This window comes from Actinokineospora sp. UV203, from assembly GCF_056323665.1.
This window is the reverse complement of record NZ_CM150484.1, coordinates 1,982,729-2,008,298: the sequence shown is the minus strand read 5'-3', so window position 1 is coordinate 2,008,298 and position 25,570 is coordinate 1,982,729. Positions and strand designations below refer to the sequence as shown.

The following is a 25,570-nucleotide window of genomic DNA, read 5'->3' as shown; positions in this document are numbered from 1 at the left end:
GTGGCGCTTAGCGACGCGAGCACGATCGCCCTGTCCAACAGGTTCGTGGTCAAGATGACCGGCAAGTCCGAGTACGACCTCGGCAGTTGGTTCAAGGCCGAGGGCCTCGACGTGAGCTGGGATGTGGCCGAGTACCGCACCGGAGACGGCGGCAACGACCGGTTCTACTTCCCCGGCAACACCAAGTACAGCAACATCAAACTCACTCGCGCGGTTTCCGAGGAGACCAAGAAGGTTCGTTCGTGGCTGAGCAAGAACTCGTTCACCAGCGAGGTGTTCATCGGCAAGATCGAGCTCTATGGGTCCAAAAGGGACGATGGTCTGATCACTGAGTGGGAGTTGCGCGACGTGATGCCGGTGAAGTGGGCCATCACCGGGTTCGACGCGGGTGCGAGCCAGGTGTCCCTGGAGAGCTTGGAACTGGCGCACAAGGGATTCCTCGAGGACGAGATCAAGCTTGGCTGACGAAGGAGGTGACCCGCCGTGGCGCTCAGCATGTCGGCGATGCTCGCGCTCACCCTGCGTTTCCACGTGTCCGTCGACGGCGTGGACCTCGGCGGGTGGGCGCGGTGCAAGGGCTTGGCCGTGAAGTTCAACCCCTACAAGGTGAAGGAAGGCGCGAACTACCTCTACGAGCCGATCCTGCCCGGGCACCTGGAGTACCCGGAGGTGACGCTGGAGCGCGCGATGGACAAGGCGGGCGCGGACAGCGTGCAGAAGTGGCTGCGGGACCGGGCGAACGGGTGGGTGCAGTCGATGATCGGCGCCCCCGGCGGCACCGCGCAGATCACCCTCTACGACGCGCACGCCAAGGAAGTGTCGTCGTGGCAGCTCCGCAATGTCTACCCGAGCGCCTGGAAGGGACCCGACCTGGACGCGATGACCCTGGGTATCGCGATCGAGAGTTTGACGTTGGTGCACGAGGGTTTCCTGTAGGGAGCGCGAGATGACGATGAGCGTGGGCGTGGGGGCGAGCGCGGCGACCGCCGTCGGCGGGGGCGCGGTGGTCGGCGCGGCGAGCGCGGCCGTGGGCGCCGGGGTGAGCGCGGCCATGATCGCGGGCGCCCGGGTTCCCGCGATGCTCTACTGCGTCAACCCGCTGACGCCGGGTGTGGTGCCGTTCGACTTCAACCCGGAGAAGATCTCCATCAAGCGCAGTGCCAGCTATACCGCGAAGCCGAACATGCACGCGCTGCACGTTCCCGGCGGTGCCTCCGGCACGATCACCAAGTCCGTGCAGGCGCCGATGATCTCGATCAGCAAGATCGTGTTCGAGGGTGTGACGGCGAAGCTGCGGTGCGACCAGCTGCTGCGGTGGATGAGCCCGTTCAGCGGGATCGGCAGCATGGGCATCGCGGGCGCGACGCTGGAGACGACGCTGCCGGAGATCACGTTCCAGTGGGGGCCGCCGATGGTGGCGTTCATGTACCAGGTCCGGCTGGTCAGCGTCGGGATCTCCTACGTGCGCTTCGACTTCACCGGCATCCCGATCCGCGCGGAGATCGACCTGTCGATGCGCGAGCAGCCCAGCGCCCTCGCGAGCCTGCCCACCAACCCGACGTCCGGCGGCCTGCCGGGGCGGCGCACGCACACCGTGTCCTCCGGGGACACCCTGCAATCCATTGCCACGGCCCACTACGGCAGGCCCGGTCTGTGGCGGCGGATCGCGGAGGTCAACCGGATCGGGAACCCGAGCAGGCTGCGCCCCGGCCAGGTCGTCTACCTGCCGAACCCGGACGAGCTGACCACCGGGAGCAGCCGATGATGCCGGGTGGGAGCAGCACGGGCATCGTGATGCCCGCGATCCTGGTCGGCTACCCGGTCGGGATTCCCATGATGCCCAACCACTCCCAGCTGCTGATCCGCGCGGTCGTCGACACCCACCTGCACCTGCCGGACATGTTCGAGCTGACGTTCCTGGACAACGCGGGCACATTCCTCGATGATTCCGGGCTGCGCATCGGATCCGTCGTCGAGATCAAGGCGAACCGCGCCGGGTCGACGGACACGAAGTCGCTGATCACCGGCGAGGTCACCGCCGTGGAGGCGCTGTGCCAGGACTCCATGATCCTGACTGTCGTGCGCGGATACGAGAAGGCGCACCGGTTGCAGCGGGCCAAGCGGACCCGGACATTCGTCAACATGAAGGACTCCGACATCGCGAGCCAGGTCGCCCGGGACGCGGGCCTGCGCATCGGCACGGTCGACGCGACGACCACCGCGCACGACCACATCGCGCAGGTGTCGCAGACGGACTGGGATTTCCTCACCGACCGGGCTCGGGAGATCGGCTACGAGACCGGCGTGACCGGTGGGAAGTTCTTCTTCCGCAAGGCTTCCGGCAGCTCTGGCGGCGGCGTCGGGCTGATGGACGCGGCGGCGTCGATGGTCGGCCTGGGATCGACGCTGACGTTCAAGGACAACCTGCACACTTTCCTGCCCCGGCTGTCCGCCGCCAACCTGACCCCGGATGTCGAAGTCCGGGTCTGGGACTCGAAAGCGGCTCGGGTCGCGGTGGGCAAGGCCAACTCCGAGACCGGGTCGGTGAAGATCGACGGCCAGCTGCCTGCCGCGCTGGCGAACTCGTTCACCGACGGGCTTTCGCTGCCGATCACCATGCCCGCGCCGCCCGCCCTGCCCGGGATGCCCGCGCTGGACATGGGCACCGCGCCGAGCAACACCGCCTACGTCGTGGTCAACCGGCCGATGGGGCGCGGGACGAGCGCGGAGAGTGTGGCGCAGGTGGCGGCGAAGAGCTTGGCGGACCACGTGTCCAGCACGTTCGCCGAGGCCGAGGGTGACGCCTACGGCGACCCGGCGATCCAGGCGGGCGGCAGCGTGACGATCGCGGGGGTGCCCAAGCAGTTCGCGGGCAAGTGGGTGGTGACCAACGCCCGACACATCTTCGACCCGCTGGAAGGCGGGTACCACACCAAGTTTTTCGTCAGCGGCAGACAGGACCGGTCGCTGCTGCGCCTGGCATCGTCGGGTGCGAGTCAGCGGGGTCCGTTCGACGGGCTGGTGTGCGCGGTCGTGACCAACGCGAAGGACCCGGACAAGGCGGGCCGGGTGAAGGTCGCGATGCCGTGGCTGTCGCCGAACTACGAGTCGGACTGGGCGCGGGTGGCCCAGGTCGGCGCGGGCAGACGCAGCGGAGTGCTGTTCCTGCCGGAGGTCGGCGACGAGGTGTTGGTGGGCTTCGAGTTCGGCGACGCCCGGCGACCGTATGTTCTAGGTGGACTGATCAATGACAACTCGGAATTCGGCCACCTGAAGACCGCGGTCAACGCCTCCTCCGGGTCCGTCATCGAGCGTGGACTGGCTTCGCCCGCGGGCAATCGGCTGTTGTTCACCGACGACCTTCCCCCGGGCCCGCCGGGGAAGGCGCCGCCGAACAAGTCCGAGATCGTGGTGGGCACCAAGGACGACAAGCTCTCGCTGCACATCGACCAGGCGGCCGGGACGGTGAAGCTCGTCTGCGACCCGGCCAAGCCGGTCAGCAAGGGCAACGGCGAACTGACCATCGAGTGCGGCGCCATGGGCGCGATCACCATCAAGGCGGGCATGGGCGGGATCAAGCTGGAGACGACTGGCGCGCTGTCGCTGAAGGGGAAGACGGTCAAGGTCGAGGCGGACATGGTCACCGAGATCAAGGGCCAGACGATCAAGCTGAATTAGGAGTGTGCGATGTCGCAGGACTTCGTCGGTGCCGGGTGGGCGTTCCCGCTCGGCGTCGGATCGCAGGGCGGGATCGCCCTGGTCCGGCGGGAGGTGGAGCTGGAGCAGGCGATGCGGCTGATCCTGGCCACCTACCCCGGCGAGCGGCCGATGCGGCCGGAGTTCGGCAGCCGCATCCGCGATTTCGTGTTCCGCCCGGCCAACATGGAGACCATCGCCGAGCTGTCGCACGAGGTCCGGCAGGCGCTGCTGCGCTGGGAACCGCGGGTGGACGTGGAGAAGGTCGACGTCACGCCGGACCCGTACGCGCCGGGCACGCTCTACATCGACATCCGCTACAAGATCAAGGACACCAACGACCGGCGAAACCTGGTCTTCCCGTTCTACTCCATCCCTGAGGACGGGAGTGACTACTGATGGCGCTGCCTACCCCCAACCTCGACGACCGCCGATTCCAGGACCTGGTCGACGACGCGAAGCGCATGGTGATGCGCCGCTGTCCTGAGTGGACCGACCACAACGTCTCCGACCCCGGGGTGACCCTGATCGAGACGTTCGCGTTCATGACCGACCAGCTGCTGTTCCGGCTCAACCAGGTGCCCGACCGGCTCTACGTCAAGTTCCTCGACATGATCGGCCTGCGGCTGATCCCGGCCACGCCTGCCCAGGTTCCCGTCACGTTCTGGCTGTCCGCGCCCGCGATCACCACCGTCGGCATCCCGCTGGGCACCTCGGTCGCGACGATTCGCACGGAGGTCGACGAGTCGATCGTCTTCTCCACCACGCGCGACCTGTCGATCATCCCGTGCTCGCTGCATGCCGTCGGGACTTGGCGCCACGGTGCGGACGAGCCGACGCTGCGCACCGAGGAACTCCGGATGGGGGAACGGTTCCCCGCGTTCACCGACGTGCCCGTGCCCGGCGATGTGCTGCTGGTGGGCCTGACCGCCGCGGTGCCGAACTGCGTGGTGCGGCTCGACGTCGACGCGACCGTCGAGGGTTATGGCGTGCACCCCGATCATCCGCCGCTGGTGTGGGAGGCGTTCAACGGCACCGAGTGGGTCGAGTGCCTGGTCAGCCGCGATGCGACCGGCGCCCTCAACGTCGACGGCGAAGTACTCGTGCACGTGCCGCCCGACCATGAGACCGCCGTCCTCGGCGACGAGCCCGGCGGTTGGCTGCGGGCCAGGGTGATCGAGGTCGACGAGGAGTACCCGAAGTACCGGACCGCGCCGATCATCGCCGGTCTCGCGGCGAGCACGGTCGGCGGGACCGTCGTGTCCGGGCACTGCGACGTGATCGAGGACGAGGTCCTCGGCGTGTCCGAAGGCGTGCCGGGGCAGGAGTTCCTGGTCGAACACGGTCCTGTCGTCGGTGAGGCCGTCCTGGAGGTCACCTCGGAGGGCGGGTGGCAGCCTTGGACCCAGGTCCAGCATTTCGCGGCGAGCACACCGGGGGACAGCCACTACCTGCTCGATCCTGTCACCGGGACCATCCACTTTGGACCAGCGATCCGCGAGCCGGACGGCGGTCTGCGGCAATACGGGGCTGTGCCGCCGCATGGCGCCACGATCCGGCTGCGCCGCTACGCGGTCGGCGGCGGGCGAATCGGCAACGTCGGCGCGGGCGCGATCCGGACCCTCAAGTCGTCCATCCCGTTCGTGTCCGGCGTGGAGAACTTGGAGAGCGCCTCCGGCGGTGTCGACGGGGAGACGGTCGAGCAGGCCAAGGCGCGCGGCCCGATCCTGCTGCGCACCCGCAGCCGCGCGGTCACCGCGGAGGACTACGAGGCGATCACCCAAGAGGCCGCACCGGACATCGCCCGGGTCCGCTGCGTGACCGCGGGCGACAACGACGTCGCCGCCGGATCGGTTCGGGTACTCGTCGTCCCCGCGGCGGCGCAGGTGGACAACCGGATCACCTTCGCCGACCTCGTCCCCGGCGAGGACACCCTGACCCGGATCACCGACCGGCTCGACGAGGTGCGGCTCATCGGCACCAGAGTTCTTGTCTCGCCGCCGAAGTACCGCGGCGTCACCGTCGTGGCCAGGGTCATCGCCCGCCCGCGCGTCGACCGCGCCCGGGTCCGCGCCGATGCGCTGGCCGCGCTGTACGGGCACCTCAACCCGATCACCGGTGGACCGGACGGACGAGGCTGGCAGTTCGGCAGACCCGTGCAGGCCGGAGATGTCTACGCGCTGCTGCAACGGGTGCGCGGCGTCGACATGGTCGAGGACGTGCGGCTCTTCGGCGCCAACCCGGTGACGGGGGAGCGCGGCGAGGAGACCCAGCGGCTCGCCGTGGACCGGTACAGCCTGGTGTTCAGCTACGAGCACCACGTGAAGGTGGAGGAACACTGATGCGCGGGCTCGTGCCTGGCCTGGCGACCGCGGCGCCCATGCTGGAGATGCTTCCCGCGGTCTACCAGGAGGACCCGTTCACCGAACGGTTCATGGCGGGCTTCGACGACGTCGTCGCGCCCGTGCTGGCCACCCTGGACTGTCTGGTGGAGTACTTCGACCCGCTGCTGGCGCCTGAGGACTTCCTGGAATGGCTGTCCGGCTGGGTCGGCATCGAACTCGACGAGGGCTGGCCCATCGAACGCCGTCGGGCTGTCGTGGGGACGGCGGTGGAGATGTACCGCATGCGCGGCACGGTGGCGGGCCTGCGCGCCAACCTCGAAGTCCTGACCGGCGGAAACGTCGAGATCGCCGACAGCGGCGGCGTCGCCTGGTCGCGTGACCCGGTGGCGGACCTTCCGGGTGAGGCGAGCCCCCGGCTGGCCGTCCGAGTGCGGGTCGAAGACCAGGCGGCGGCGCCGCTGGACCTGGTCGAGGCCGCCGTCGCGGCGGCCAAACCCGCCCACGTGGTGCACCGAGTGGAGGTGGGCTCCCGATGATCGCCTGCAAGAGCTGCGGCTACCACAACGCCGACGCGGACACGTTCTGCGGAAAGTGCGGCGGCTTCCTGGAATGGACCGGCGTGAAGGTCGCACCGCCGCCCGCGCCGGTGGTGGAGGAGGAAGAGGAGGAGCCACAGAAGCGCGGGTTCCTCTCGCGGCTTCAGTCGGCGTTGTATTTGGATGTGGGGGACCGGCAGCCGGTGCCGCCCACCACGCGCCCGGGCATGGCCGCGCCTCCGGGTGGGCCGCCTCGGCCAGGTGCCCCGCCCGCGCCCGCCCGCCCAGGAGCGCCCGCCGCCCCGGCTCGCCCCGGCGCACCCGCACCGCCCGCCCGACCAGGTGCCCCAGCCGCACCTGGCGCACGGCCCGCCCCACCGGCGCCGCCTGGAGCGGCCAAGCCACCCGCTCCGCCCGGCGCTCCCAAACCGCCCGCCCCTCCGGGCGCCCCGAGGCCCCCGGCCCCTCCGGGAGCGTTGAAGCCACCCGCGCCTCCTGGCGCCCCCAAGCCTCCAGCGCCACCGGGGTCTTCAGCTCCACCGGCACCACCGGGCGCTCCGAAACCACCCGCTCCTCCGAGTGCGCCCGCACCGAAGCTTCCGGCCGCCCCAGGCGCCGCGGCACCTCCGGCGGCCCCCGGCGGGACCACCCCGCCCGCGCTGCCGACGGCGGCCAAGCCGTCAGCGATCGCCCTGCCCGCGCCGAAGGCTCCAGCCGTCGCCATCGCAGCGTCCGCTCCGAGTCTTCCGACGGCGGTCAAGGCCGCGCCATCGAATCCCGCCGGCTTGGTGCTGCCCAAGCCATCCACCAACGGCGACAGCGAAGCCGCGGGCAACCTCGTCGTCCCTGTCACCCCCGGCGGCCCGCAGCCCGACGCCGTCCTCCCTCAAGAAATCAAGAAAGCGCCGCCACCCAAGAAGCGACCGCCCACCCGCAAGCTCAAGCCCGGCGACCTCATCTGTGGCGACTGCGGCGAGGGCAACGCCGAGACCCGCAAGTTCTGCAGCCGCTGCGGCACCTCCCTGGCCGAGGCCGAGGTCGTCAAGCGGCCGTGGTGGAAGCGGCTGATTCCCCGCGCCGGCGCCAAGGCGCGCAAGTCCGGTGACCGTCCCAACGGGAGTAGGCGGGGGCAGTCCAAGCTCGGTGCGGCCGTCATGGCGACGTTCCGGGCGGTGCGCCGGGTCGCGGCCGTCCTGCTCCTCGTCGCCGGGATTGTCTACGGGGTTTCCGGGCAGTTCAGGGGGTGGGTGAACGAGCGTGCGTTCGCGCTGAAACACCAAGCCGAGAAGGTCATCTTCCAGCAGTACGTGCCGGTCTCACCGGTCGAGGTCACGGCCAACTCGCAGCTGCCCGACTACCCCGGCTTCGCCGCCGCCGACGGGCTCAAGAACACCTACTGGGCCGCCCCCGGCACGGGCCCCGAGCCCACGCTGGTCCTCCGGTTCGACCGCGAGGTCTCCATCTCGCGGGCCCTCGTCCGCAACGGGTCCGCGGAGGGTTTCCAGAGCAGGCATCGGGCCGAGCGGCTGCACCTCGTCTTCAACACCGGACGCACCGCGGACGTGACGCTCAATGACCACCCCGACCCGCAGGAGATCGACATCGCCAACGGCGACGGCGCCACCAGCGTGGAGATCCACGTGGTCTCGGTGTTCCGCTCGGTCAAGGGGTCGGACCTGGCGGTGAGCGAGATCGAACTCTTCCAGAAGGACTAATATAGTCAAGCTGCTTGACTAATTCGCGAGTGAGGCCTACCTTGATCCGTATCCCCACGGAGAAGAGGTCTCTTGACGTTCGTCAGTCACACGATCGACACCGCGCCCGCGATGGCGCGGCCCATCATCGAAGCCACCACCCGCAGGTTCGGCTACGTGCCCGAGCCGGTCGCGCGGATGGCCGAGTCGCCAGAACTGCTGAGCACGTTCCTCGCGGGCGTGGCCGTGTTCGACCGCTCGACGCTGACCGAGGTCGAGCGGGAGGTCGTCGTCATGACGATGGCCACCCGGGTCGAGTGCCACTACTGCGTCGCCATGCACACTCCGAAGCTGCCGGGTGACGTCGCCGAGCCGCTGCGCTCAGGCAAGCCGCTCGACGACGCGCGCCTGGAAGCGTTGCGGCAGTTCACCACCACGGTCCTCGCGACCAGCGGCGGAGTGTCCGAAGAGGACATGGCGGCTTTCCTGGCGGCGGGTTTCACCCACCGCAACGCACTGGACGTCGTGCTCGGCGTCGGCACCTACACCTTGTCCACCTTCGCGAACCGTCTCACCGAGGCGCCCCTCGACGCGGAGTTCGAGCCGTACCGGTGGGATCCTCACCACACCGGGCGCAGCGCCACCGGCTGACCGGACTCGCCGACGATCGCCCGAAGATCCGCGCGCAGACGGTGGACCTGATCGGCTCCGATCAGGTCCACCCAGCGCCGCTCGATCTCCGTCCACACCGCCACGACCCGCTCGACGCACGCCCACCCGCGCGGCGCGAGCACGACCATCCGGCTGCGCCCATCGGTCGGGTGCGGCCTGCGCTCGACGTATCCGCGCTGCTCAAGCTCGTCCACGAGCTGCACCGCCGCCTGCTTCGTCACCCCGAGGTGCTGCCCCAGTTCGACGGCCGTCGCGCCTTCGCGGTGGGACAGGTACTGGAAGACGAACCCGTGCGCCGGCCGCACATCCCCGAATCCCTCGGCCGCCAAGTGCTCGTGCACCTCGTCCATGACCGATCGGAACGCCATCGCCAGCAGCGCGGGAATCTCGGCGGCCATGGACTCTCCTCTGGTCAACTCGCTTTACTTTAGGCGCACTCCACAGATACTGGGCGCATGGGCAAAACGTACGACCGGATCGACGGCAGGTTGCTGGACTTCATCGAGCGGCAGCCGCTCTTCTTCATCGCCACCGCTCCACTCAGCGAGGACGGTCACGTCAACCTCTCGCCGAAAGGTCGCGCGGGTAGCTCCGCCCTCCTCGACGAGCGCACCTTCGCCTACGTCGACTTCGGCGGCAGCGGCGCCGAGACCATCGCGCACCTGCGGGAGAACGGGCGCGTCACGGTGATGTGGTGCGCCTTCGACGGCCCACCCAACATCGTGCGCATCCATGGCCGGGGCGAGCCCGTCTTCCGCGACGACCCGCGCTGGCCGGACCTGATCGCCAAGATCCCCGAGGGAAAGAAGCCGTCGGCGCGCGCGATCATCGTGGTGACCGCCGACCGGATCAGCGACAGCTGCGGCTTCGCGATCCCGCTCATGGACTACCAGGGCGAACGCACGATGCACGAGGACTTCTTCGGCCGCAAGACCGATGCCGAGTTCGCCGCCTACTGCGAGTCCAAGGACCACGTCGGCACCAGCCTCGACGGGCTGCCCGCCCTCCCGCTGCCGCTGCCTCAGGCCCCGTAGGCGAACACGGGGTAGTGGTCGGAGTAGTCGTTGTAGCTATAGGTCGTGAACCACGACGTCACCTTCCACGTCGGGCTCTTGACCGCGCGCGTGTCGTTGACCAGGTCGCCGCCGGGGTGGCCGTTGATCGACAGCACGTAGTCGAGATGCTCGGGCGCCGCGTTGCCGTACTGACCCTTGCAGACGCTGTTGGTCACGCAGTCCCATGAGTACCGGTGGCCGGTCAGCCGCGGCGCCCGGGCGTTCAGCGAGGTGAGCATCTGGCCGTACTCGGCGCTCGTGCCGATCACGTTCATGTCGCCCGCGACGTACACCGGCTCCGCCGCCGGGATGGCCTGCCGGTCGAGGAACGCGCGGATCTCAGCGCGCTGCGAGGCGCGAACGGACCCCGGCGAGACCGAGCAGCTGCTGTCCTCGGCCTGGGCGTGCACGCCGACCACGTGCACCGGACCCGAAGGCGAACTCAGGCGGACATAGGCGAAGCCCTTGTTCGACATCGGCTCGACCCCGCAGCGCTGGGTGAACACGTGCTGCACCTTGCGGGTGATCGGCCACCGGCTGATCACCGCGGTCCCGCCGTCCTCCGGCGTGGAGTCCGAGTAGCCACCGAGCGTCGCGTCCCAGCCGGACCGGGACCGGCCGACGACGGGCGTCTGGTGCGGGTAGGTGTCGGACAGGTTGTGCAGCAGCCGGTCGCTCGCCCCGTTGTCGAACACCTCGTTGAGCACGACGATGTCCTGCCCGGCCAGCACGTTCTGCTGGTCGATCAGGTCGGCCCTGGTCACCTGGCCCCAGTTCGGATACAGGTTCCGCGACAGCATGAAGACGTTGTAGCTCGCGATCTTCGGCACGCTGGATGCGGTGGGCGCGGCCTGGGCGGGCGCGGCGGTGAGGCTCAACCCAGCGACGAGCAGTGACGTGAATAACATTTGCGTTCGCATGGGAGCGATTGTGCGGCCTCCGCGCGCCTCGGGCAAGGAAAAACATTCACCTTTGTCCGGCGTTCACCCGGGCAGCACCGAGCTGTCGCCACCTGACCACCACACCGATCAGGACGACGAGCGTCAGCCCGCCGATGAGGTACGGGTCCTTGGTCACGACTGTGTTGCCGCTAACGCCGCTCATGAGTCCCACCCTGGTTGGTTCCGGCCTGTCTCGCCATCGGACGAGACAGCGCGTCAGGATGTGACGTCAGCCCCGGCCGACGAACTCCGCCGGACTCACCGTGTTGATCACTACGAGCAGCGGGCGTTCCGCCGAGATCGGTGTGCCGTCGACACTGGCGACGACCTGTCGCTGCCCGATGGCCGCCTTCGGGAACACCAGCAGCTGCACCGCGAACCGTCCATTCACGTCCGGGGTCGCTTTCGCTTCGCCAACCGCGTTGGCGAAGCGCACTGTGACCGGCTTGCCTGGTGGGTATCCGATTCCCGTGGCCATCGCGACCCGACCCGGTGCCAGCACGGCTGGGTTCACGTCCAAGGTGGGTTGGATCGCGCTGCCTCGCACCGCGACCAGGTGCGGGCCGCCGGGGGCGGTCGAGTCGAACCGGAGCACCGCCGTGCGGATCTCCGGCGCGCCAGGCACTGCCGGGCCACGTGGGGAGAAGCGAACTTGCACCACACAGGTTGCCGCCGGTGCCAGCGCCACGCCGAAGCAACCCGCACCGTCCACTGTGTAATCCCCGGCAACTGTTGGGGCGTCGACGGTCGCGCCGGTCACCGTCATCGGTGATCCGCCGCTGTTGCGGATGGTCAGAGGGAGCGGTGCGCCATCGGACAGCATCAGGCGGGCCCCGAAGTCGACCGGGTCGGGGGCCGCGGCGAACATTGCGTCCGAGGGGATCACGATCTCCGGTGTTCCGGTGCCACGCAAGTCGACTGTGTACGTGCGGCCGCCGCGCACCTGGAGGACCAGTTTCGCGGTGTATGTGCGGGCTTCGGTGGGGGAGAAGCGCACCGAGACCAAGCAGGTCCCGGTCGTGTGCAGGACCTCGCAGGTGTCGGCGCCGATGGTGAAGGCGTCGTCGCCGGAGATTGACGCATCCTCCACCACCAGCGGGCCGAAGCCGACGTGGCGCGGTTCGGCGCTGCGGTTGAGGGTGGTGCCGACGGTGACCGTGCCGAAGGCGACCGCCTCGCCCTCCAGGCCTGGTTCGAACGTGTGGACGTAAGCGTCGGTGAAGTAGTCGGCGTCGTCGTCGGTGAGGTCGCTTGCCTCGGAGTCGAAGGCGACCCGGCCGATGTCGGACACCGAGGGCGGGGCGGAAAAGTACGACGGGGTGCTGTCGCCCGGGCAGCGCGGGCCGCCGTCCGGGCAATCGGTGTCGCGGGGCACCGACGCCAGGGCCGCGGGCAGCATGGGCAAGCCGGCGGCGGCGCGGTCGCGGTCGACGACAAGGTCGCGAACGACCACGTGGCAGCGGGTCCGGTCTTCGCGGTCGTCTTCGTCGATCGGGGGCGGGGCCAGGATGCCCACGTCACTGGGGACGAGGCAGCTGTAGTCGGTGGGCTCGCCGATGTCGAGGTCGTCGTGCACCAGGAACGCATCGGTCACGAACGCCAGGTATCGGCCGCTCGCCGACAACGCGGGCAGTGCGCCGTTCACCGGGTCGCCGAAGATGTTGCGGGAGACGATGCCTGATTGGTTGGTGCCAGGGCGAACCACGTACACGTTGGGCTGCGCGGTCGTGCGGGACGCGACGAACGCGATCACGGAGCCGTCCCCCGAGATCGAGGGCGCGCGCATCCGGATCCCCTCATCCGGATTGACCGGGGTGCCGTCGGCTTCGAAGTCGACCCGCTGGTTCGTGTTGTCCGCGACACGGGTGCGGATCACCGCGTAGGGGTCGGTTTCGTCGTTCTCGATCCGGGCGACGGAGACGATGAACCGGCCGTCGGCGGAAACGCGGGCATCGTCGAAGCTGCGCAGCGACGCCTCGCCGAGCTTGCCGGACACCGATTCCCGGGTGGTCGGGCTGCCGATGGTGCCCGTGGCGTTCCGCAGCAGCGCCGTGGTGAGGTGCCAACTCGAACCTGAGGAGCCGGCGAACTCGCCCCACACGATCCGGCTCGCGTCGCCGGAGAGGTGGGGGTCGCGGTAGCTCGACAGCCTGGTCGCCGGGGCGGGCCTGGTGATCAGGTAGTAGCGGTAGTTCATCGAGCCGTCGGGCCTGCGTTCGTCGAAGACCCCGTTCGGGGCTCGGTCGCACAGCACGATGTCCTCGTGGTCGTACGGATCCTCGTTGACCAGGTTCGTCGCGTTGGTCATGAACGCGACGAAGCGGCCCTCCGCCGAGATCGTCGGCTCGTAGCTGTTGCCGTCCGTCGGGAACTCGACGGCCACCTGGTTGAAGTCCACCAGCCGGGCCCCGGTCAGCCCCGGAACCGGGGGCTCGCTCGTCGGCGGCGACGGCGGGCTGAACTGGCCCCGGCTGATCAGCACGGTCCGGCCGCGCGCCAGGTCGCGGACGTAGACGTTCTCCGTCTGCGCCGTCGCGACCCCGTCGAGCACGGAGGCGCTGACGAACGCGACCGCGGTGCCGTCCTGCGACATCTCCTGGTCGTGGCCGCCGGTCGGCGAGAACTTCCCGTCGTTCGCGACCGACACCAGGGCCGTCGAGCCCGGTGCGACCTCGGCGGTCGCCGAAGGCAGGGGGCCGCTGTGCACGAGCAGGGCGCCGAGGCTCGCGACCAGGACGATCGCCACGGCGCGTCGGGCGGCGGAGACGGGCACGGGTGGACCTCCGCTCAGCGGACTTGTGCTGCTCAGCCTAGGAAAACGCGCCCGCCGCCCGACCCCGGCGCACGGGTGGCCATCGGGTCGACATGATCCGCCCGATCGGGCGGATCTCGCTGCCCGGGCAGGCTCCCGTTCGCAAGCTGCGACCCCCGCACGCCGCCGGCCACACTTCGGGCCATGGGAGCTACGACCTCGCTTGCCGGGAAGGAACTGTCCGTGACCCCGGGGGCCACGGTCACCTCCACGGTGCAGATCCGCAACTCGGGAACACTCGTCGACCAGTTCACTGTGGACATCGTCGGCGGCGCCGTCGAGTGGACGACAGTGGAGCCGAACATCATCAACCTGATGCCCGGCACCGAGGGGCAGGTCACCGTGACCTTCGCCCCACCAAGGGATTCGACGGTCACCGCGGGCCTCGTCCCCTTCGGCATCCGGGTGCTCTCGCGCGAGGAACCCGCCGCCTCGATGGTCGAGGAAGGCGCGATCCAGGTCGAGCCGTTCACCGACCTGCGGGTCGAGCTGATCCCCAAGACGTCCAAAGGGCGGCGCAAGGCCAAGCACGAGCTGATCGTCGACAACGCGGGCAACTGCCCGATGGTTGTCGAGCTGACCGCCATGGACCCGGACGACGAGCTCAAGCTCGACATCGACCACCCGATCCTGACGATCCAGCCTGGCACCTCGGCGTTCCTGCGGCTGCGAGCCCGGCCGCACGACACGTTCCTGCGCGGCGCCGAGAAGCGGCACCCGTTCCAGGTGACCGCGATGACGGGCGATTCCGCGCCGGTCACCACCAACGGAACCGTGGTGCAGCAGCAGATCCTGCCCAAGTGGCTGCTGCCCGCGCTGCTGGCCCTGCTGGCACTGGCGATCATCGCGGTGACGCTTTGGTTCACCGTGTTGAAGCCGACACTGCAGTCGGCGGCCCGCGACACCGCGGAGCAGGTGGTCAAGGAGGAGCAGCAGAAGCTCACCGACAAGGCCGACAAGGCGGAGGAGAAAGCCGCCGCGGCCGAACAGAAGGCGGCCGCCGCGGAGAAGAAGGTCACTGACGGCGTGCTCGCGGGCGCGGGCGGCGGGCCACCGGCGGTCACCGCGCCGGGCGGGGCCGATGTGTCCAAGGGGCAGGCGTTCGACTTCCGCGTCGTCACCGACCCGGTGGCGACCGCGGACGGCACCGACTTCCCCACCTTCACCGCGCCCGAGCCGGTCCCGGACGGCAAGACCCTGGTCATCACCGACCTGGTCCTGCAGAACCCGCGCGGCGACTCGGGCACCCTGCGGATCCTGCGCGGCGACGAGGTCCTGCTCGAATTCGGCCTCAACAACTTCCGCGACGTCGACTACCACTACCTCGAACCGCTGACTTTCCCACCGGGCAAGGAACTCCGCGTCGCGGTGAACTGCCAGCTCCCCGGCGCCCCCGAACCCGCCACCGGCCGCTGCCGCCCCTCCGTCTCCTTCTCCGGCCGCCTAGCCGGCTAACCCCCACAACGCGAGTCGCCCCTTCCGGCAAACGAGTCGCCCCGTCCGGCGAATGAGTTCAACATTCAGGCAGCGTCTGCCGCATTTCGCGGCTCACGTGACTTCGTTTCGCTTGCCTGAATGTTGAACTCATTCGCCGGACGGGGCGACTCGTTTGCCGGACGGGGCGACTCGTTTGCTGGAAGGGGCGACTCGCGAGGGTTAGATGAGGCCTTCGCGGAGGGCGTAGGCGACGGCGTGGGAGCGGTTGCGGAGTTGGAAGCGGTTGGTCACATCGTGGAGGATGGACTTGACGGTGCGCTGCGAGTAGCACAGTTTGTCGGCGATTTCCTTTGTGGACATTCCGGAGGCGACCAAGCGGAGGACCTCGGTCTCTCGGTTCGTGATGCCTGCCAGGTGCAGGCCGCGAGGCTCCAACACGTGCCGCTGCAACCGGGACACGCGGTTCAGCAGTCGTCCCAGCAGGTCCGGCGGCAGCGCGCCCTCACCCGCGGACGCCGCCTTCACCAGGCGCACCAGCACGTCCGGGGTGGTGTCGACTCTTCGCGCGACGGCGCACACCCCGCCCTCCACCGCGGTGAGGATCTCGCTGTCCTCAAGTTCCCCCGCGACCAGCACCACCCGCGCGAAACCCCTGACCTGCAACGTCTTGAGCAGGTGGTTGGCCCGGTCGTCGAACCGGTCGGTCACCACCAGCGCGACCGCCTCAGGCGAGGCGTCGTCCTCGTCGACCAGCCACACCTCAGGTCGGGTCCGCAATGCCATGTGGACCCCGTTCTGCAGAATCGGATCCGTGGCCCGCACGATGACCGGCGTCCGACTTTGGTCCAACATGGCAACCCCACCTTCGCCTCAGAGCACTCCCGGACTGTTTCCCTGGACCGCCCACGATGCCCGAACGGGCGTCCCGAGCGCATGGGACCGGTGTCCCGAAGTTGCCCGACAGGGCGTCATTCCCCATCCCCGAGCCCGGCTTTGCGGGCCCGGACGATCGCCTGCGCGCGGTCGGCCACGTGCAGCTTGGTGAAGATGCTCGACACGTGGTTGCGCACGGTCTTCGGACTCAGCGACAGCTTGCTCGCGATGCCGGGATTGCTGACCCCGTTGGCGATCAGCGCCAGCACCTCCCGCTCACGCGCGGTCAGCTCCGGGAACACCGGGCCGGCGAGTTCGGGGCCCGCGTTGAAGAAACCGAGGACCCGGGTCGCGATGTCCGGCCCGAAGATCGCCTCGCCCCGGCCGACGGCGTGCACCGCGCGCACGATCTCGTCCTGCCCCGACCCCTTGAGCAGGTAGCCGCGCGCCCCCGCGCGCATCGCGGCGAACACGGATTCGCTGTCGTTGAACATGGTCAGCACCAGCACACCGGTGTCGACCCGCTCGCCGACGATGGCGCGCGCCGCGTCGATGCCGGTCATGTCGGGCAGATGGACGTCCATGACGACGACGTCCGGGGCCAGCTCGCGGGCCGTGGCGATGGCCTCGGCGCCGGTGGCGGCCTCGCCGACCAGCTCGACGCTCGGCTCGGCGGCCAGCACCGTGCACAGCCCGAAGCGGAACAGCGGATGATCGTCGACGACCAGCACCCTCGGGCGCGCGTCATTCATGCGGTGGCGACCTCCTTCGGCAGCGGCAGCGTCGCCAGCACGCGTGTTCCGCCCTCGGCTTCGGCGGCGACGAGGCAGTCGCCGCCCAGTTCGGCCGCCCGTTCGCGCATCGACGCCAGCCCCACACCGCCGAAGGTGTGCCCGGGCAGGCCGATCCCGTCGTCGACGACCTCGATGTGGAGATCATCGTCGACCCACAGCCGCACCGCGCACGACCGGGCGTACGCGTGTCGGGTGACGTTCGTCAGCGCCTCGCAGACGATGCGGTACGCCGCGACGTCGATCGACGAAGGCAGCCTTGGCATGACTGTCGGCACTTCGAGCATGATCGTGACGCCCTCGTCGGTCCCGTCGAGTTTCGCCGTACGGCTGGCGAGGGTGCCCGCGTACTCGCGCAGCGCCGGGACCAGCCCGATCTGGTCGAGCACCGGCGGCCGCAGCCCGGCCGCGAGCCTGCGGATCTCGGCGATCGCGTCCTGCAGTTCGTCGCGCATCCGCCCGAGCAGGACACCCGCGGCGGAGGTCGGGTCGACGCCGCGGCGGCTCGCGTCGAGCCCGAGGGCGATCGCCGCGAGCGTGGGGCCGACCCCGTCGTGCAACTCGTGCAGGATGCGGCGCCGTTCCTCCTCGCGCGCCTGGACAAGGCGGTCACGGCTGCGCCGCAGGTCCTGGGTCAGCCGCGCGGTGTAGACGGCGGTGCCCGCGTGCCGGGCCACATCGGCCAGCGCGAGCCGGTCGCGTGAGCGCAGCACCGAACGGCCGCCGACGACCAGCGTGCCCACTCGCTCGCCTTGGTAGGTGAGGGCCAGTTCGTGCCGGTCGGCCGACGGTGTGCCGGTGACCGCCGCGACCTCGGTGCGACCGTTGTCCCGGATCTCGATCGCCACGTAGGGCAGTCGCAGCGCCATCGCCAGGGACTCGACGATCCGCGGCAGCGCGGCGCCCGGTGTGTGCGTGTCCGCCAGCCGGGAGGCCAGTCGCGACACCACCCGGTACGGGTCGTCGGTGTAGCCGAAGAGCCGTTTGTTGACCAGACCCTGCAAGCCGGTGCGCAGCGGCTGGATGAGCACCGCGACCGTCGCGGCCGCCAGCCCCTGCTGCCACGCCTGGGTCAGCGGTGGGAAGAGCAGCGACAGCCCGGCGACGACGGCGACGTAGATACTGATCACCCCGGCGCTGAGCGCGCCGTAGACCAGCGACCGGCTCAGCACGACCTCGATGTCGAGCGCCCGGTGCCGCAGCACGGCCAGCGCCACCGCGATCGGCACCGGGAGGAACGCCAGCGTGTGGAACCGCTCGGGAAGCAGCGGGGTGCCGGTGACGAGCGTCGGCAGCGCCCACACCGCGAGATAGCAGACCGCGCCGAAGCCCAGTGCCGCCGCGAGCCACCGCAGCCTGCGCCGCGATGTCCGGTCCGCCGACCGCACGTACTGCCTCGCGAGCACCGCGAAGATCAGCAGGGGGAAGACGAACAGCGCGGGCAGGGCCGGGGAGGCGAGGACGGCCAGCCGGGCGAGACCGGAGCCGGTCGCGGCCATGGTGACCGTGCAGGCGGCGCCGTAAAGAAGCGGACCACCCGCGTAGCCCAGCGTCACCCACAGCCGGAACCTTGTCGTGGTGACCGCCGGGAACGACAGCGCGAAGTGCAGCATCGCCGACCACAGCAGGACGAACGACACCTCGCCGATGAACCAGCGCCAGAACTGGTCACCCGCCACGAGATCCAACGCCTGCAACGGAAAGAACGTCGCGCCCGCCGTGGTCACCGCGGCCAGGCCCGCCGCCACGAGTGCCGCGCGCGCCGCGGCCTCCCCGGGACGAACCAGGTAGATGGTCAGGGAGATGACGGCGAGAAGAGTCACCACCAGCACGGTCGGCCAGCCCTCGAGCAGGCTCTGGAACAGCGGGAACGGCCCGGTGTCGACCTCGACTTCGATGACCTCGCCACCGCGCACGAGCTGGTACGTCAGCGAATCGCCCGGCCGCACCGCGCCGCCGCCCGGGGCCTGGCCGGTGAGCAGGACGTGGTCGATGGCGAGGATCTGATCGCCCACCCGCAGCGCGGAGCCCGGCTCGGCGCCGGTGACCAGCACCGCGCCGGAACCAACGACGACCGCGGAGTCGCCCGCGTTCACCGTCGTCCCGTCGCTGGGCGCGAGCGCGCGAGACAGCAGGCACCACCCGGCTACCCCGAGGAGTGCGAGCGTGAGCAAGAGGTACGCGGCTGAGATCCGCCGCGCTCCCGCCGAGCCACCGGACACCGTCGGATCATCTCGCAGCGGTGGTGGCAAAACACAGGCATGTCGCCTGGTCGCTGGCAGGGCAGTCATCTGGATGGTCTAGCCGGGCTGGGATTGACTCCGGACCGTGTCAATCCGACCCGACCAGCACTTTCGGGCAGGACATCGCGCCCGGTGGACTACCTGGGCACCGCTCGACCTGGCCGCGCCACCGGCGTCCACTGGTCCGATGGAGGCCGTCGTGGTGGGCGTGGCGATCGTGCGTGACTTCCGGTTGTTCGTCGCCCGCCGCTCTCAGCCCGGGTCGGTCGCGGGTTACTGGGAGCTGCCCGGCGCCGAGGTCGCGCCGGGGGAGGACGAGTCGAGCGCGCTGCAGCGGCGGTTCACCACCGAGTTCAGCATCTCGCTGCGCTGCGTCGACCGGATCCTCAGCGACCGCGCGCTGACCGCGTGGCCCACCGACGACCTCGACTACGACTCCGCGCTGCTGCGGGTCTGGCGCTGCCAGCTGCCCAGCGAGTCGACGCTCGACCTGGACATGGGCGACCCGCGCCCCAACTTCTCCGTCTACGACGAGACGCGCTGGGTGCCCATCGACGACCTCGACGCCGTCGGCCCGTGGCGGGAGGCGGACCGCATCACGGCAGGCGAGATCGCCGACCACTACAACGCCGATGACCTGTGGCAACGCGCCGATTGAGCGTCTTCCGGCAAAGTGTTCGCAAAAGCGAACGTCACTATTTCACTCGGCGGCCCTCTTCCTTATGTGAGCAGCGGCCGACCCGAGCGAGGGCCGGGTCGGCCGTTGCTACCAAGGTTGTGAGGACCTTGGCGAAGCACGTGAGGACCGTTCCGACCCGAGCGAGGGCCGGGTCGGAACGGCCACTCAGTCGATCGGGATCGGGCCCGTGGCCACGAATGTCTTGCACACACCGTCGTCCAGGTCGGTGGTCAGCTCCAGCACGGTACGGCCGTCGCGGCTCGGCAGCAGACTCGGGCTGAAATTGCGGCAGCCCTCGTTGTTCACACCGGTGACGGGGATGGGCGCCGGGAACTCCTCCCACGGGTCGTCCGCCTCCGGATCGTTGACCAGGACCGTCGCTCCGTTGCCCGCGGACAGGCTGCCGTCGGCCTCGACGAGCATCTCGCTGATCAGCAGGATCGCCCCATCGGGCCCGGTGTTGGGACTCCACGCGATGGTCGGGGTGTGCCGGGGGTACCGGCCTGCCTCGGTGATGACCTGGGTGCCCAGATCGATGGGGTCGCCCCAGTCCCAGCCGTCCGACGAGGTGCGGAAGTAGATGCCGCAGTTGCGCTGGAAGTCGATGTTGCAGACCTCGTAGACCATGAAGTACCTGCCGCCCGGCAGTGCCCGCACACCGACCATTCCCGGCCGTACCCCGTGTCGCTGGTGCTTCACGGTGTCGACGGGCGCACTCCAGGTGTTGCCGTCGGTCGACCGGACGCGCACAAGCTTCTGGTCGTGGCGGGCGGTGTCCGACTCGTCGGAGTAGAAGGCGACAAGCGAACCATCGGCGGCGACGGAAAGCTCGGGCTCCCACCCGGGCTGCGCGTTCGGTGCGATGGCGATGTCCGAGAGGAACGTCCACGTGCGGCCGATGTCGGCACTGCGCCACACCCGCTGGCGCACCCGACGGTCGTCCCCGGTGTCCAGCCCCGCGGTCGTCGCCCACAGCAGCGTCCCGGCAGGCATGTCGCCGACCTTGCGTGGAAGCTCGAAGAGCGTGGCGCAACACATGCCGCGGGAGATGGCGAGGTCCGGGTCGGAGATCACCGCCACCCGCTGGAAACTCCGGCCGCGATCGGTGCTCTCGTGGATCAGCCCGACACTCTTGCCGTCGATCATGCTGCCGATGCTGGTGATGACCCGACCCGCGCCAGGACCGTGTTCGAGCCGAATCACGCGCGGGTAGCTGCTGGCCGACATCTTCGAGCAACTGGCGCGGGGGAGCGGCCTCAGCGGGGACGGCGAAGGCGAGAAGGATCACCGCGATGAACGTGCCGAGCGTCCGGATCAGCATGATCACTCCCGACCTGGTCAGACGGCCTTTCGGCCGAGCGTCCTGGGAGATCTACACGCGCGCAAACGTTGGAACACCTTCGGGTGGACAACCGAGGCGGGGAACGCATGATCTTGCTTTCCGCTTTGGGGGTCATTCGCCTAGATAGCGCTGGAGGGCGGTGGCTTTCCATTCCTCCAGCAAACGAGCCCGCCGCTTCGGGTCGCCGCCGATCATGGCGTCCAAGGCCAACCCGCGGACCAGGTTGATGGTCAGCAGCAGCATCGTCTCCGCCTGGCCGGTCGATTCCGGGGACTCGCCTTCGGCGGCCGCGCGGAGCGCCTGCAGAGTGGCGTGGCCCAGTGCCCGGTCCACCGGCAGGAGAGCCTCGCGCAGTTCAGGGTCCGTCCTGGCCGCCACCCACAGTTCCACGGCAGCGGTCGACAGCGTGCCTGAGTAGGCCGCCCACAGCATGTCGATGCCCTTGATCAGCCGTTCCCGACCCGGCGCCAGCACGGCCGCGCCCTCCACCACCTCGGCGATCAACCGGTCGAACAGGTGCTCCAAGGCCGCTGTCATCAGCTCGGCCTTGGTGGTGAAGTGGTGTTGTTGCGCACCTCGGGACACGCCGGCGCGGGCGCAGATCTCCTGGACCGTGGTCCGGGCATAACCCAGCTCCACCAGGCAGGTGATCGTCGCGTCCAGCAGGGCCTCGCGGGTCTGCTCGCGGCGTTCCTGCTGCGTGCGGTGGGTGCGTGTGGTCGACACCACATCTCCTCCTCGAACGGTCGGAGGCACTTTACGGGCAGTCGAACGTGCATGTACCTTCTGATCGTAACTTACATGCATGTCGGATTGTTTCTCTCACCCTGGAGGTCGGAGTCATGGCTCCCACGCAGCGCTCGCCGTGGATGGACGAAGACCTGGACGCCTTCCGCGACCTCGCTCGCTCGTTCTGCGAGAAGGAACTGACGCCCAACGTCGAACGCTGGATGGAGAACAAGCAGGTCGACCGCGAACTCTGGACCAAGGCGGGCGAGGTGGGCCTGCTGTGCCTGTCGATCCCGGAGGAGTACGGCGGCGGTGGCGGCACGTTCGCCCACGAGACCGTGCTCGTCGAGGAGCAGGCGCGCGCCGGTGACAGCGGCTGGGGTGTGCTGCTGCACAACGGCATCGTGGCGCACTACATCCTCGCCTACGGCACCGAGGAGCAGAAGCACGCGTGGCTGCCGAAAATGGCCTCCGGCGAGTGGGTCGGCGCCATCGCGATGACCGAGCCCGGCACCGGGTCCGACTTGCAGAACATCAAGACTCGCGCAATCAAGGACGGTGACGAGTACGTCATCAACGGCGCGAAGACCTTCATCACCAACGGCGGCCAGGCCGACGTCACCATCGTCGTCGCCAAGACCGATCCGACCAAGGGCGCCGAGGGCACCTCGCTGATCATCGTCGAGTCCGACCGCCCCGGGTTCCGCCGCGGCCGCGTGCTCGACAAGGTGGGCCTCAAGGCGCAGGACACCGCCGAGCTGTTCTTCGACGACGTCCGCGTCCCGGCCACCAACCTCCTGGGCAGCGCCGAGGGGCAGGGCTTCGTCCAGCTCATGCAGCAGCTGCCGCAGGAACGCCTGATCATCGGCGTGACGTCGGTGGTCGCGATGGAGCTGGCGCTGGAGACCACCCTGGCCTACACCAAGGACCGCACCGCGTTCGGCAGGCCGGTCTTCGGCTTCCAGAACACCAAGTTCAAGCTCGCCGAGATCGCCACCGAGGCGCGCATCGCCCGGGTGTTCCTCGACGACTGCATCGCCAAGCACCTCAAAGGCGAGCTCGACATCCCGACCGTGGCGATGCTCAAGTGGTGGAGCAGCGACCGCGCGATGGCGGCCATCGACGAATGCCTGCAGCTGCACGGCGGCTACGGCTACATGAGCGAGTACGCCATCGCTCGCATGTGGACCGACCAGCGCGTGCAGAAGATCTACGGCGGCACGAACGAGATCATGAAGGAAATCATCGCCCGCACGATCTGACCTCCAGTCTGGAAAGGACAGTCAATGGGAACCGGACCCCTGCATGGTCTGAAGGTCGTCGAACTCGCGGGCCTCGCGCCCGCCCCGTTCGCCTGCACCGTGCTCGCCGACCTGGGCGCCGACGTGGTCCGGGTCGACCGGGCCAAGCCGGGCTTCGACGTGCTCTCCTTCCCGAACGACCCCCTCACCCGCGGCAGGCGCTGGATCGGCGTCGACGTCAAGTCCCCGGAGGGCCTTGAGCTGGTGCTGAAGCTGGTCGACGAGGCCGACGTGCTGGTCGAGGGCTTCCGCCCGGGCGTCGCCGAGCGGATGGGCCTGGGCCCGGACGCGCTGCTCGCGCGCAATCCCGGCCTGGTCTATGGCCGGATCACCGGGTGGGGCCAGGACGGCCCGCTGGCCGAGTCGGCCGGACACGACATCAACTACATCGCCATCGCTGGCGCACTGGAGCCGATCGGCCAGGCGGGCCACAAGCCCACCATGCCGCTCAACCTGGTCGCCGACTTCGGCGGTGGCGGCCTGATGCTGGCCATGGGCGTGCTCGCCGCGCTCGTCGAGCGGCAGTCGTCTGGTCGCGGCCAGGTGGTGGACGCGTCCATGGTGGACGGTGCGGCGCTGCTGACCACCAGCCTGCACGGTCTCAAGAACCTGGGCCTGTGGAGCAAGCCGCGCGGGGAGAACCTGCTTGACGGCGGCGCGCCGTTCTACGACACCTACGAGACCGCCGACGGCAAGTTCGTCGCCGTCGGCGCGATCGAGGGCCGGTTCTTCGCCGAACTGGTCAAGGTGCTGGGCTTGGAGGACGTCCCCGACCACATGAACCCCGAGAACTGGCCCGCGCTGCGCACCCTCCTGGAGGAGACGCTGCGCACCAGGACCCGGGACGAGTGGGCCAAGCTCGCCGAGGGCACGGACGCCTGCCTGTCGCCGGTGCTGACGCCGGAAGAGGCGCCCACGCACCCGCACAACATCGCCCGCGGCACGTTCGTCGAGATCGGCGGGACCACGCAGCCCGCGCCCGCGCCCAAGTTCAGCCGCACGGTCCCCGCGATCCCCACCCAGCCAAGCGATGCGCGGGCGGACACGGGAGCGGTGCTGGCCGAGTTGGGCGTCCCGGCCGAGGAGATCGAGCGGCTCCGGGCGGCGGGAACCATCGCCTGAACCCATTCACTCCTCTATCGAGTTACAGCTTTCACCCGAAGGCGCGGCCCGGCGGGCTGGCGGGACCTGTACGAACAGATCTCGCTAGCCCGTTCGCGGGCGTGGGCCACGTTCGTGTCCCCGCGACTGGGGTGTCTCGCGTTGGAGTGTCGTACTAGACCTCTAGAGTGATCGCCGGACAGCGATAGTGTCGGGTGAGGAGAATTTCTCACCCACCGTGCCGCCAAATGACGGAAAGTTGCCCGTCAACCCCCCGACTTGGGGGATCATGGGCAGATGGGGCCGCGTTGGGGCCCCGGCATGGACAGAGCGGATGGAGTGAACCGATGGATGCGAAGAAAGCCGCGATCCTCGTGGTGGTCGCCCTGAGCCTGTTCTACGTCATCACGCAGCCGACGGCCGCCGCGGAAGCCGTGCAGAACCTGTTCGGCTGGCTCCGTGACGGCGCCGAGGCGATCATCACCTTCCTGAAGAACTTGTTCGCCTAGTAGCGAACGGACTTTCCCGTGAACTCTGGGAGAAGTCTGCCCCTCGGACGATCACCCTCTGTGATGATCTTGGTTTGATTAAGATCCAAATTGGACCGTAAGGGTGGATCTCAGGGTTTTAGGGCCAGGTTGGGAAAGTTCTCCTGGTTTGGGTCTGGCGATCTGTCGGTGTAGCCCCCTACGGTTTGGGCCATCGAGTGATCATGAGACCTCCAGGAGGCAGAATGCTCGACGACCCCGGGGTCGACGCCTTGGTCCGCCAGTGGACCGCAGAGCGCTCGCATGACGCCGACGCGGTGGAAGCCCACCGCATCGCGTCGGAATGGATGGCGGACGCGCCCGTAGCCGCGCCGGGTATTCCCGGTCAGCGCGCTCGGGCGGGAGCGTCCCGCTGGTCCCAAGTGGAAAGCACCGACCCCCGATACCTCGTCGCGATGCGCAAGCGTCTGCCCGGGGTTCCGGAGGAGCTGCTCTCCGCCGCGGCGGGCTGGTGGCAGATGGTCGGCGGCGTGGCGGAGGCCGAGGAGTGGTGGGACGCGGGCATGAGCCCGCTCGACCAGCGCGCCCTCGACTACCGTGCCGCGGGCCTGGCGCCCTCGGACCTGCGCAGGCGGCTCGGTCCCCTGACCGTGTTGGAACACCTGCGCCGCGGCAGTGCCCCCGCGTGGTGTGTGGCTAGGCTGCAGCGACAGCGTCGTGACGGCGCGGCCTGAGCTGTTTCGTGAGTTTCCCGTGAGTGGTCCCAGCCACTTCGCGTAACGCCGAAGTGCCCTGGTCGTTGATGCTGTCAGTGGCGGCATTGGCGACCCAGGCT

25 protein-coding genes are annotated in these 25,570 nt (G+C 69.2%); 16 read left to right on the top strand and 9 right to left on the bottom strand.

Annotated features, from left to right (window positions below; all coding sequences use genetic code 11):
* The 9 genes from ACUZ2Y_RS09150 (at position 1) to ACUZ2Y_RS09110 (ending at position 8,922) form a co-directional block, all read left to right on the top strand.
* Complete coding sequence (locus ACUZ2Y_RS09150; RefSeq protein WP_431422832.1) at positions 1-465, top strand: phage tail protein; 465 nt, start codon at positions 1-3, stop codon at positions 463-465.
* A gap of 18 nt (positions 466-483) precedes the next feature.
* A complete protein-coding gene (locus tag ACUZ2Y_RS09145; protein WP_476328827.1) occupies positions 484-936 on the top strand; it encodes a phage tail protein in 453 nt (150 codons plus the stop codon).
* A gap of 10 nt (positions 937-946) precedes the next feature.
* A complete protein-coding gene (locus ACUZ2Y_RS09140) occupies positions 947-1,765 on the top strand; it encodes a LysM peptidoglycan-binding domain-containing protein (protein WP_476328825.1) in 819 nt (272 codons plus the stop codon).
* A complete protein-coding gene (locus ACUZ2Y_RS09135) occupies positions 1,762-3,678 on the top strand; it encodes a phage baseplate assembly protein V (protein ID WP_476328823.1) in 1,917 nt (638 codons plus the stop codon). The genes ACUZ2Y_RS09140 and ACUZ2Y_RS09135 overlap by 4 nt, the downstream gene beginning before the upstream one ends.
* A 9-nt stretch (positions 3,679-3,687) precedes the next feature.
* Positions 3,688-4,095, top strand: coding sequence for a GPW/gp25 family protein (locus ACUZ2Y_RS09130; protein ID WP_476328821.1), 408 nt, complete (start codon positions 3,688-3,690; stop codon positions 4,093-4,095).
* Entirely contained in the window at positions 4,095-6,038 is a 1,944-nt protein-coding gene (locus tag ACUZ2Y_RS09125; protein WP_476328819.1) for a putative baseplate assembly protein, read from the top strand. Before ACUZ2Y_RS09130 ends, ACUZ2Y_RS09125 begins: the two co-directional genes overlap by 1 nt.
* Complete coding sequence (locus ACUZ2Y_RS09120; protein ID WP_476328817.1) at positions 6,038-6,577, top strand: phage tail protein; 540 nt, start codon at positions 6,038-6,040, stop codon at positions 6,575-6,577. The genes ACUZ2Y_RS09125 and ACUZ2Y_RS09120 overlap by 1 nt, the downstream gene beginning before the upstream one ends.
* Positions 6,578-7,365: 788 nt before the next feature.
* On the top strand, positions 7,366-8,292 hold the full coding sequence (locus tag ACUZ2Y_RS09115; protein ID WP_476328815.1) for an NADase-type glycan-binding domain-containing protein: 927 nt from the start codon (positions 7,366-7,368) through the stop codon (positions 8,290-8,292).
* Between the two features lie 111 nt (positions 8,293-8,403).
* On the top strand, positions 8,404-8,922 hold the full coding sequence (locus tag ACUZ2Y_RS09110; protein WP_476331680.1) for a carboxymuconolactone decarboxylase family protein: 519 nt from the start codon (positions 8,404-8,406) through the stop codon (positions 8,920-8,922).
* Here ACUZ2Y_RS09110 and ACUZ2Y_RS09105 read toward each other — a convergent pair.
* Positions 8,892-9,341, bottom strand: a complete 450-nt coding sequence (locus ACUZ2Y_RS09105; protein ID WP_476328813.1) for a MarR family winged helix-turn-helix transcriptional regulator — start codon at positions 9,339-9,341, stop codon at positions 8,892-8,894. The two genes, ACUZ2Y_RS09110 and ACUZ2Y_RS09105, sit on opposite strands and share 31 nt — an antisense overlap.
* 57 nt (positions 9,342-9,398) lie before the next feature.
* On the opposite strand from ACUZ2Y_RS09105, the gene ACUZ2Y_RS09100 reads away from it, so the two are divergent.
* Complete coding sequence (locus tag ACUZ2Y_RS09100) at positions 9,399-9,977, top strand: pyridoxamine 5'-phosphate oxidase family protein (RefSeq protein ID WP_476328811.1); 579 nt, start codon at positions 9,399-9,401, stop codon at positions 9,975-9,977.
* Here ACUZ2Y_RS09100 and sph read toward each other — a convergent pair.
* The 3 genes from sph to ACUZ2Y_RS09085 all read right to left on the bottom strand — a co-directional run bounded on the left by sph (position 9,965) and on the right by ACUZ2Y_RS09085 (position 13,712).
* The gene (sph, locus tag ACUZ2Y_RS09095; protein ID WP_476328809.1) at positions 9,965-10,906 is read right to left on the bottom strand and encodes a sphingomyelin phosphodiesterase; all 942 of its coding nucleotides are present in this window, start codon (positions 10,904-10,906) and stop codon (positions 9,965-9,967) included. The two genes, ACUZ2Y_RS09100 and sph, sit on opposite strands and share 13 nt — an antisense overlap.
* A 58-nt stretch (positions 10,907-10,964) precedes the next feature.
* Entirely contained in the window at positions 10,965-11,102 is a 138-nt protein-coding gene (locus ACUZ2Y_RS09090) for a hypothetical protein (protein WP_476328807.1), read from the bottom strand.
* A 66-nt stretch (positions 11,103-11,168) separates the two neighbouring features.
* A complete protein-coding gene (locus tag ACUZ2Y_RS09085) occupies positions 11,169-13,712 on the bottom strand; it encodes a choice-of-anchor D domain-containing protein (protein WP_476328805.1) in 2,544 nt (847 codons plus the stop codon).
* A 183-nt stretch (positions 13,713-13,895) separates the two neighbouring features.
* Here ACUZ2Y_RS09085 and ACUZ2Y_RS09080 point away from each other — a divergent pair, with 183 nt between their 5' ends.
* The gene (locus ACUZ2Y_RS09080) at positions 13,896-15,206 is read left to right on the top strand and encodes a COG1470 family protein (protein WP_476328803.1); all 1,311 of its coding nucleotides are present in this window, start codon (positions 13,896-13,898) and stop codon (positions 15,204-15,206) included.
* 201 nt (positions 15,207-15,407) lie between these two features.
* Here ACUZ2Y_RS09080 and ACUZ2Y_RS09075 read toward each other — a convergent pair whose 3' ends face one another.
* From ACUZ2Y_RS09075 to ACUZ2Y_RS09065, 3 genes are all read right to left on the bottom strand, one after another.
* The gene (locus tag ACUZ2Y_RS09075) at positions 15,408-16,040 is read right to left on the bottom strand and encodes a helix-turn-helix transcriptional regulator (protein WP_476328801.1); all 633 of its coding nucleotides are present in this window, start codon (positions 16,038-16,040) and stop codon (positions 15,408-15,410) included.
* Positions 16,041-16,156: 116 nt separating this feature from the next.
* Positions 16,157-16,813, bottom strand: a complete 657-nt coding sequence (locus tag ACUZ2Y_RS09070) for a response regulator (protein ID WP_476328799.1) — start codon at positions 16,811-16,813, stop codon at positions 16,157-16,159.
* The gene (locus ACUZ2Y_RS09065) at positions 16,810-19,074 is read right to left on the bottom strand and encodes a sensor histidine kinase (protein WP_476328797.1); all 2,265 of its coding nucleotides are present in this window, start codon (positions 19,072-19,074) and stop codon (positions 16,810-16,812) included. Before ACUZ2Y_RS09065 ends, ACUZ2Y_RS09070 begins: the two co-directional genes overlap by 4 nt.
* Positions 19,075-19,282: 208 nt before the next feature.
* Here ACUZ2Y_RS09065 and ACUZ2Y_RS09060 point away from each other — a divergent pair, with 208 nt between their 5' ends.
* Complete coding sequence (locus ACUZ2Y_RS09060) at positions 19,283-19,753, top strand: NUDIX domain-containing protein (RefSeq protein ID WP_476328795.1); 471 nt, start codon at positions 19,283-19,285, stop codon at positions 19,751-19,753.
* A 186-nt stretch (positions 19,754-19,939) separates the two neighbouring features.
* On the opposite strand, the gene ACUZ2Y_RS09055 is transcribed toward ACUZ2Y_RS09060, so the two are convergent.
* Together ACUZ2Y_RS09055 and ACUZ2Y_RS09050 are read right to left on the bottom strand one after the other, a co-directional pair.
* Positions 19,940-21,001, bottom strand: coding sequence for a sialidase family protein (locus ACUZ2Y_RS09055; protein ID WP_476328793.1), 1,062 nt, complete (start codon positions 20,999-21,001; stop codon positions 19,940-19,942).
* A 226-nt stretch (positions 21,002-21,227) separates the two neighbouring features.
* Positions 21,228-21,845: a TetR/AcrR family transcriptional regulator gene (locus ACUZ2Y_RS09050; RefSeq protein WP_476328791.1), complete on the bottom strand. Its 618-nt coding sequence runs from the start codon at positions 21,843-21,845 to the stop codon at positions 21,228-21,230.
* A gap of 113 nt (positions 21,846-21,958) precedes the next feature.
* Between ACUZ2Y_RS09050 and ACUZ2Y_RS09045 the strand changes: the two genes are divergently transcribed.
* From ACUZ2Y_RS09045 to ACUZ2Y_RS09030, 4 genes are all read left to right on the top strand, one after another.
* Positions 21,959-23,107 carry an acyl-CoA dehydrogenase family protein gene (locus ACUZ2Y_RS09045; protein ID WP_476328789.1) on the top strand — a complete coding sequence of 383 codons (1,149 nt, stop codon included), beginning with the start codon at positions 21,959-21,961 and terminating at the stop codon, positions 23,105-23,107.
* A 24-nt stretch (positions 23,108-23,131) separates the two neighbouring features.
* The gene (locus tag ACUZ2Y_RS09040) at positions 23,132-24,268 is read left to right on the top strand and encodes a CaiB/BaiF CoA transferase family protein (RefSeq protein ID WP_476328787.1); all 1,137 of its coding nucleotides are present in this window, start codon (positions 23,132-23,134) and stop codon (positions 24,266-24,268) included.
* Between the two features lie 326 nt (positions 24,269-24,594).
* The gene (locus ACUZ2Y_RS09035) at positions 24,595-24,756 is read left to right on the top strand and encodes a hypothetical protein (protein WP_166658057.1); all 162 of its coding nucleotides are present in this window, start codon (positions 24,595-24,597) and stop codon (positions 24,754-24,756) included.
* 224 nt (positions 24,757-24,980) lie between these two features.
* Positions 24,981-25,469 carry a transcriptional regulator gene (locus tag ACUZ2Y_RS09030; protein ID WP_091374757.1) on the top strand — a complete coding sequence of 163 codons (489 nt, stop codon included), beginning with the start codon at positions 24,981-24,983 and terminating at the stop codon, positions 25,467-25,469.
* Positions 25,470-25,570 lie beyond the last annotated feature (101 nt).